2 protein-coding genes are annotated in these 1,067 nt (G+C 50.4%); both read right to left on the bottom strand.

Translation table 11 applies throughout. The features are described from left to right. Positions 1–860, bottom strand: an 860-nt coding sequence (locus NSMM_RS00325; RefSeq protein ID WP_090283480.1) for an IS1595 family transposase, incomplete at its 3' end; no start/stop codon positions are given. Between the two features lie 71 nt (positions 861–931). After that, positions 932–1,067, bottom strand: a 136-nt coding sequence (locus tag NSMM_RS00320) for an ATP-binding protein (protein ID WP_176753809.1), incomplete at its 5' end; no start/stop codon positions are given.

Raw genomic sequence — 1,067 nt, 5'->3', positions numbered from 1 at the left:
AAATCAAAACGGCGATTGAAGCGATAGGAGAATTCTGCAAGATAGCGCTGTGCATACTTGGCGTGATTGAATGCATGGTAGGTTCCGCTGAAGGCAGTCTTGAGATTGCCAAGAAGCGTATTGACCCAGCGAAACTCGGCACGCTGCACAGCAGATTTGCCACTTCCCACAATATGGCGCTCATGCTGCGCGGCTGTATGCGTAACCGCCCCGAAACACCCCAAACCATCAGATACGACTCGTGCAGTAGATGACAGACATTCAGCCGACCACTGTTTGAGCGCTTCATATGTAAAACCCGCTACGGGAGTCAAGCGTATATAAAGTGGCTTCCCCTCGCTGTTTGTTTGTATTGCCGCTACAAATGGCGTCTTACTTGCCGCGCCCCGCCCGCGCTTTCCCGGCCTTTCACCTCCCAGATAAGCATCGTCAACCTCCACGCGTCCATCCAGACGGCGTTGCTCTTCGCGCAGCAGCATGGTCTGTAACAGCTTATGCTTGATCGACCATGCCGTTTTGTAACTTACCCCCAGCTGACGTTTGAGTTCCAATGCACTGACCGCATTCTTGCTTTGCGTCATCAAGTAAATGGCCAGAAACCAGGTTCTTAGCGGTAATTTAGTATTTTCAAACACGGTGCCGACAATTGAAGAACATTGGTAGCCACAATCCAGGCATTCCCATAGCTTGCGGCCGTTATGGGTACAGGAATATCGCTCCCCATCGCAGCGCAGGCATCTCCAGCCATGTGGCCACCTCGCAGCAAACAATGCTGCTTCACATTGTGCTTCCGTGCCATATTGATGCAGAAATTCATGCAGTGACAGGCCTGCCTGAAACTGAATTTTATTCATCGCCATTGCCATCCTCCTCTGATTTTGCTACGTTTCTTCGCAATTTGTAGATTTTACAAGATTTCTGAGAGAAGTAACTAATCAGGATCTCTTTTGCTCTTTCTGATCGACTCGCCGGACAGATCCAGTTTATGTGCGTTATGCACGAGCCGATCCAGAATGGCATCCGCCAGGATGGGATCGCCGATTGATTCATGCCAGTCGTCCACCTTC

It is taken from the genome of Nitrosomonas mobilis, assembly GCF_900103035.1.
GTDB classification, from domain to species: domain Bacteria; phylum Pseudomonadota; class Gammaproteobacteria; order Burkholderiales; family Nitrosomonadaceae; genus Nitrosomonas; species Nitrosomonas mobilis.
Note: the sequence above shows the minus strand (reverse complement) of the source record. Positions and strands in the feature narration are given on the sequence as shown.